At 44.9% G+C, this 6,962-nt stretch carries 7 protein-coding genes; 1 reads left to right on the top strand and 6 read right to left on the bottom strand.

Annotated elements, in window-relative coordinates:
- On the bottom strand, positions 1–1,805 hold a 1,805-nt coding region (locus GC097_RS28340), incomplete at its 3' end, for a pectate lyase-like domain-containing protein (protein ID WP_512699056.1).
- A 190-nt stretch (positions 1,806–1,995) separates the two neighbouring features.
- Here GC097_RS28340 and GC097_RS28335 point away from each other — a divergent pair.
- Positions 1,996–2,151: a hypothetical protein gene (locus GC097_RS28335; RefSeq protein ID WP_171686642.1), complete on the top strand. Its 156-nt coding sequence runs from the start codon at positions 1,996–1,998 to the stop codon at positions 2,149–2,151.
- A 36-nt stretch (positions 2,152–2,187) separates the two neighbouring features.
- Here GC097_RS28335 and GC097_RS28330 read toward each other — a convergent pair whose 3' ends face one another.
- From GC097_RS28330 to GC097_RS28310, 5 genes are read right to left on the bottom strand one after another with little or no spacing between them, the layout of a single operon-like run.
- Positions 2,188–2,934 carry a Cof-type HAD-IIB family hydrolase gene (locus GC097_RS28330; protein WP_171686641.1) on the bottom strand — a complete coding sequence of 249 codons (747 nt, stop codon included), beginning with the start codon at positions 2,932–2,934 and terminating at the stop codon, positions 2,188–2,190.
- 26 nt (positions 2,935–2,960) lie between these two features.
- Positions 2,961–3,788, bottom strand: coding sequence for a carbohydrate ABC transporter permease (locus tag GC097_RS28325; protein WP_171686640.1), 828 nt, complete (start codon positions 3,786–3,788; stop codon positions 2,961–2,963).
- Entirely contained in the window at positions 3,785–4,705 is a 921-nt protein-coding gene (locus tag GC097_RS28320; RefSeq protein WP_312875740.1) for a carbohydrate ABC transporter permease, read from the bottom strand. Before GC097_RS28320 ends, GC097_RS28325 begins: the two co-directional genes overlap by 4 nt.
- A 6-nt stretch (positions 4,706–4,711) precedes the next feature.
- Positions 4,712–5,512: an endonuclease/exonuclease/phosphatase family protein gene (locus GC097_RS28315; RefSeq protein WP_171686639.1), complete on the bottom strand. Its 801-nt coding sequence runs from the start codon at positions 5,510–5,512 to the stop codon at positions 4,712–4,714.
- 14 nt (positions 5,513–5,526) lie between these two features.
- Positions 5,527–6,900 carry an ABC transporter substrate-binding protein gene (locus GC097_RS28310; protein ID WP_171686638.1) on the bottom strand — a complete coding sequence of 458 codons (1,374 nt, stop codon included), beginning with the start codon at positions 6,898–6,900 and terminating at the stop codon, positions 5,527–5,529.
- Positions 6,901–6,962 lie beyond the last annotated feature (62 nt).

Here is a 6,962-nt window from a genome sequence, read left to right as displayed (position 1 = left end):
TTGAGCGTTTGTCTCATCGCACTGCCTGACTTGCCGTAGACACGCCCTCCCAGATTGTTAATAATGTGCGTGATTTCACTGCCTGACGTCCCATTTAACCAAATGGTCGTAGCGTGATGAATTTTGACCCCTGCGGCGTTAGGTACTTCAATTGCGGAATCGAGTTTCACAGCTGCATCTCTGAAGTAGGAGTAAACGCCGAGGCCCCAAGCTTCATGTGTAGTTACGGAATCTGCCACTTTATAGGACGCAAAGCCTTTTTTGCTTCCGTTCATCCAAGCCGCTTGATTCGGAACATCGTATGGAATCTCGGATTGATAGAAATACAACCGGCCTCCGTTCCCATTCCATATCGTCTGATATTCATTGTGATGCTCGTTGAATAATCCGTAAATCGTAACATCGGTTCCGTTCACAATGAGACCGTTCGTCGATACGTTGGTGGTCCAACCGGCACCTGCGCCATGGTCAGCGCGCCACATCCAGAAGTGATCCCCGATGACGTTATTGCTGTTAATTTTCATTTGTGATGCGTTCGTCCCAGCTACGGCTCCGCCTGTTCGGAAGAATAAATCGTGTAACGAGGTTGGATTCGCTGCGTGATTGTTTGTACTGCCTGTAGGTCCGATTTCCAATAGCGTCGAGGTTGCATTTGGACCGGCCTCATAAAGCAGTCCTGCTAATTTAACGCCATCCACATCCGCAACCGTCATTGCAGGCTTATCTGTCGTTGGAATCAACGTTGGCATCCCGATTCCAAGTACAACTGTATTCGCGTTATTGATACGAATTGTATCATTTAAGTGATAGATTCCCGGCGTAAATAACAAGTTCTTCCCGGCTGCTAATGCAGCATTGATGCTTGCAGCACTCGATGTGTTAGGTTGATCCGAACGAACAATATAGAACTGGTCGATCCCTATGGACTGACCTGGCGTTGCTCCCGCAGCCCAGCTTACTCCTTTCGTATTCTGTGAAAGCGATGGAACAAACACTTGATATTGATCCTTTTTGTCAATATACAGATACGGCTTTTCCCGGATGACAGGCGTGTTCGGAACGACCGTATACGGCTGATCGGGGAATGTCCCCGCCGGTGCATTCTTGTCACCTACGAATACCATGTTCCAAACCCCGTTGGACCAACTCGAATACTGGCTGTTTCGAGAGAACCATTGCTGCTGGGAAGCTGGCGTTATCTGACCATCGACAATGGAATCCGCTAGAAAGCCTCCGCTTGCATATCCAGCATTCCAATTCGAATCAAAGTCAAACAAATTCAGTTTACCTTTAATATGTAACCGTCGAAGAGGTGCTGCTTGCGAAACGGCGATTTGCGTTGTCCCCGAGGTGATATGTGCTGGAGCTGGAATGGTGAGCGTCGGATTAATACTCAGGTTTTCAATACCGCGCCAAAAGTTGCGTAATGCTTTCCCGTTATCCCAATCTGCATTCACATTCAGCCCGCCGTTAATCAACACATCATCCGGATTTTGTCCCAAACCAGATACTTGCGTATTAAAGCCCACATAGAAATTAACATTATAACTTCCTGGTTTAAACAAGAGGGCATCTCTTTCTGTACCGAACTCATTGCTTTCCTGTCTGCCAAATATGGAACTAGCCGTGCTTTGAATATCTGCAGCCGGCATATCCGGGCTAAATACATAGACATTGGGGCCAAAAACCGTTGAATTCGCATCAGTGATTGGAGTTGCTGCATGTGAAATACCTGCAGGACTCCATAAACTGAGGACAATCGCCATCATGGATACGGATGAAATCATTTTCTTAAAACTGCGCATTCATATACCTCCCTCAGATTGGAAAAGAAACGTCATGCATGATGCTCATTAGTAAGCGATTACATTTCTCGCCGATCACCCCCTCTCTTCTTTCAAAAGTAGGATGCTGTCTCTTAGTTGGTATTCTTAGCTAGAATAATGCCGCGTTCATTGAAAGAGGTAAACTTAAGGAGAAAGGAGATAAATTAAGGTGTTGGGAATGCAGATAGGCATGCATGTGGACGAAGCAGATGAAAAGCAAACCGCTGACGCTCGAAGCATCGCGGCCCTTGTTCGTAACCGAATCGTTTCCATAAATATGCAGTGGGTGATGAAGACCCTTGGCAAGGCTGTACCTAGAAAATGAATTTTCATAAGAATCATTTTCCTTCCGACAGGAACGTTATTTATCCGCCTCCAAAACATACCGGCGAATCGCCTGCGCCACTCCGTCCTCCCTATTGCTGCCCGTGATGGCATTTGCCAATTGCTTCACCTCGTCCTGGGCGTTGCCCATAGCTACACCTATACCAGCTTCAAGAAGCATTGCTTTATCATTCAAGCTGTCGCCCACAGCCATCACCTCCTCCATAGATAATGCCAATAGATCGCATACCTCGCGGATACCGCTCGCTTTGGAAATACCCGATGGATTGAGCTCGATGTTGCTCGAATGGGAATTGGTGATCTCGAATAGCCCTACCTCTTCTGCCTTTGCGCGAACCCGTTCCAGTTGGTTCCGGTTTTCCGAGGAGTAACAGAACTTCAGCCATTGGGACTCCGGGGTAGTTATGCTCCAATTGTCACCATCAATCATTCCTTCTGTCGTATAGCCATAAAACCGACAATCTTCATCAACGGCTATTTTATGAAGTGCCATAACAGTCCCGATATTTAACTTTTGTCGCAGATGCAGCTCTCCGGAAGATTTCCACACTTCGCTTCCATTAACGGTCACCATCGGAGATTCCAGATTCAGCTCTTGCCAATATGGCTTGGCAGTCTGTACCTCCCGCCCCGTTGCTACAATGACGGTAACTCCTTGAGAGCGAGCTTCAGCAATCGCTTTCCGGTTTTGTTCAGATACTTGGGAATCCTCGTTCAGCAGCGTCCCGTCCAAGTCAAGTGCAATCAATTTTATCCTGCTCATGTAGTTGCCTCCAGTATTTGATTAAACTATCCTTTTAATCCGCCTAGTGTGATCCCTTGTACCAGCTGCTTTTGGAATATGATAAAGACCAAAACTGAAGGAATAAGGATGACGGTTACTCCCGCCATAATAGGACCATAGATAATACTTTCGGAAGATTGAAGCATCGTAATTCCGACCTGCACCGTTCTCATATTCTCTGAATTGGTAACTATCAGCGGCCACAAATAGGCGTTCCACAAACCGATAAAAGATGCAATAAAAATGGATGACAATATGGATTTCGACATGGGTACTAACATGCTTGTAAAGAACCGGAAATCGCCACATCCATCGATAAAAGCTGCATCTCTATATTCTTTTGATATGCTCAAGAAATGCTGCCGCAGGATGAACATATAAGTCGCGGATGCCATCATGACAATGATGACTCCGGAATAAGTATTTATTAATTTCATGTTTGCCACTGTAATATAATTGGTTATAAAAAGCATGTCTCCAGGAATCATCATCGTGCCGAGAATAACTAAGAACCATATGTTCTTTCCTTTAAATTCCAGGAATGAAAATGCGTATGCAGCCAGGCTGCTCGTAATTAATCTGCCAACAGTTCCAATTATCGCAATCAAAAAAGAGTTCCATATAAATCGGAGAAGCGGCGTTGAAGTAAAAACGATCTCATAATTTTTTAGAAATAATTGGCTTGGAATAAATTTAGGTGGATATGAACTTAAATCGCCGGAACTCATAAAACTGGCACTTACACAATAAATAACCGGGGATATGACGATCAAACCAATGATGATACACATCGTACTGAATAGAAAGTCGCGCATTTGCATGGCCGTCTTCATGAATAATGCACTCCTTTCTTTTCATACGCAAAGGTCACTAAAGTAAATAACATAACAATAATGAAGATCATAATACCAACAGCACTGCCATATCCGTATTTGCCATTCTCGAATGCTTCAATGTACATTCGGTATATCATCGTTTCGGTAGACCCCATAGGGCCTCCTTTTGTCAAAACCATGATCGGACCGAAAACCATCAGTGAATGAATAATATCCGTAACGATCAGAAAAAAGAGCGTTGGGGACATCAATGGAAGCTTAATATGAATCAGAGATTGAAAATAACTGCTTCCCTCCATATCCGCCGCCTCCAGCAATTCTCCCGGGACATTGCGGATGGCTGCCAAAAGAAACAAGAAGCTGAATCCAATGCCCATCCAGATGCAAACAATAGCAATGCCAATCATTGCATACTTTTCATCACCGAACCAGTTGATGCTCAGTCCTGTTAGAGCGTTGAATACGCCGATCGACGGATTTAAGATCAGTTGAAAAATCATCGCCGCCGAGGACATCGATACAGCCATGGGCAAAGCGAACAAAATCTGGTAAATACTTGTCCCTTTCCGTTTCTTTTCCGCCAATAATGCCATGCAAAGGCTGATCATGATGGTTCCCGGAATTGTGATGACGGTATATTTCAACGTATGAAAAACAGTTTGCAGCATTCTTTGATCACTGAATATATTTTTAAAGTTTTCAAACCACACAAATTCAATCGGATTGCCATTCAAATCGACTAATGTAAATCCTAAATAAAATGTTTTTGCAAATGGGTAATAGGTAAATAAGAAAACAAAAATTAAACACGGCAGCATAAACAAATATGGCTTAGCGGCTTCTCTCCATCTTTTCTTCGCGAAATGATATTTTAATCCCTTGCTTTTCACTTGTTGAGCTGAACTTATATTCACGCGGGATCATCCTCCTTCAATAGCAATCAGATGAGCGACGACTGGATAATGATCCGAAGGATACCGTCCGTCAATCCTCCGTCGGTCGATTTGAATGGATGACACTTGTACGTCAGGAGTTACAAAAATATAGTCGATCGGCTCTCCTTCTATTCTTCCGGTATAGTTATCATGGAACGATGCTCCTACGGGTCCAACCATCATGGAATATGCATCTGACATGTCCACAAGCGCCTCATCCCAAACTGGCTCTCCCCTCATAAAGCGGATCACCATACTATCAGGCTGTGAGTTGAAATCCCCTGTCAATAAGACGGGGATCTCTTTTGCAGCCCGCAATTCCTTGATTCGCTCCCATATAAGCCGAACACCTTGTTCCCTGGCCTGCTGCCCCTGGTGATCTAGGTGGGTGTTGAATAATAGTAACTCCGTACCAGTGCCTTTATGCCGAAAGTGCCCCCAGGTGCAAATACGCGGAAGAGAGCTGTCCCAGCTAATACTTGCCGGAATCTCCGGCTGTTCGGATAACCAGAAGGTGCCATGTTCCACAACGTCCAGTTCGTCTTTTTTGAAATAGATAGCGCAGTGCTCATCTCCTCGATCTCCAAGCCGATCCTCGCCGATCCAATGATATTCCTCTAGCTGCAGATCCTCCAGCATACTGGTATTTCCTTCCTGAGTACCCAAAAGCAGCGGACTATGCTCTCTGATCATTGCTGCCACTTTATCGTAACGGTACTCCCAAGCATTATCGCCGTCCTGTGCCAAGCAGGTTCTCAAGTTATAAGTCATCAAAGAAATATTCATAGTTACCCCCAGCATCATTTAATATTATTTGCCCGGTTGTAATCCTTCAAAGCTTTGTTGCTTGCATTTGCCATATCCGTGATCGCCTGATCTATGCTTTTCTTGCCTTGTACGTAGTTCAATGTCTCCTCCCGCATAGCTTGGCTGAACTCGCCGCTTACCGGTCCCATCGGCTCTTGAGTTTCGGGAGACGACGCATGGAGCTGCTCGATTGCTGTTTTGAACAATGGATTTTTGGTCAAATGCTCATTCATTTGAGGCAAATCATACGTTTTTGTGTTTACAGGGAAATACCCGGTTCCAGTGTGCCATACAAATTGGGATTCCGGCGTAATGCCATATTTCAGGAATTCCCATGCAGCATCTGATGCCGCTTTATCTCCCCGGTTCATAATATAAAGTGCGGAACCGCCGACCGCGACTCCCCCTTTGTCCGTTTCATTCACTTTGGGAAGGAATGCGGTCCCAACTTCAAATTTGTCTGCGACCTTAGCCAGTGTGCCTTTTAATGCTGCAGTAGATGTAACGAACATAGCCAGTTTTCCCGCTGCAAACTCTTCATCTGCTTTGACATCGGCGCCCGTCTGGATGCCTCCGGAATCTACTGCTTTTTTCCACTCTGTCAAAAAGCGTTTCATCGCTCCGTTCGTATCAAACTCAACAGCCGTCATATAATCGGCACGTCCGTTTTTGTTGTTACCAATATAGGCTCCCTGCATGCCAATCCAGCTTGACAGTTGATATTGATCAGGGGTGACGGAAAAGCCCCATTGGGTAACTTGACTACCACTTTTCTTGCTCATTTGTGCCGCGTATTTTCCTAATTCGTTTATCGTTTGCGGAGGCTTAGTCGGGTCCAGACCTGCCTCTTTAAACAAGTTTTTATTGTAATAGAGCAAAATCGTGGAATTTGCAAAAGGAATACCTACTTGCTTACCTTTAAAGCTAAAGCCGGCAAGAGTATTCGGCTCTAAGTCCGTGACTTTGAACGAGGGATCTTTGGCAAGCAAATCTTGAGCCCAGATGACCGCCGGTACATCTTTAATATATGAGGTATCTGAAGCAGGAATCTGTACGATATCCGGAAAGTCCTTTTCGTTCTTTGCCTGAACGGCAGCCTTTACTTTTTTCAGAAGATCAGCGTAGGATCCTTGAAACACCGGCGTGATTGTAATCCCTTTTTCCTTACCGACAGTTTCATTGAAGTTTTGGACCATCTTTTTGACAACTTCTTCGTTCGATCCCCCCATAGCGTGCCAGAATGTCAAGCTTACAGGCCCTATGCTCTTTGGTTTCGCTGAAGTGTTAGCTGCCGGCTCACTACTGCAACCTGCTAATGCCGTAGCTAGGACGACTAATGTTAAAATTGTTTTCATCTGTTTCTTCATTCATAGAACCTCCCTTTTCATATTGTATATAAAGCCTTTCCCGTTTACCGGGAATGGTAGTT

Source organism: Paenibacillus planticolens, assembly GCF_013141725.1.
GTDB classification, from domain to species: Bacteria; Bacillota; Bacilli; order Paenibacillales; family NBRC-103111; genus Paenibacillus_E; species Paenibacillus_E planticolens.
This window is presented reverse-complemented; position numbering and strand designations above follow the sequence as displayed.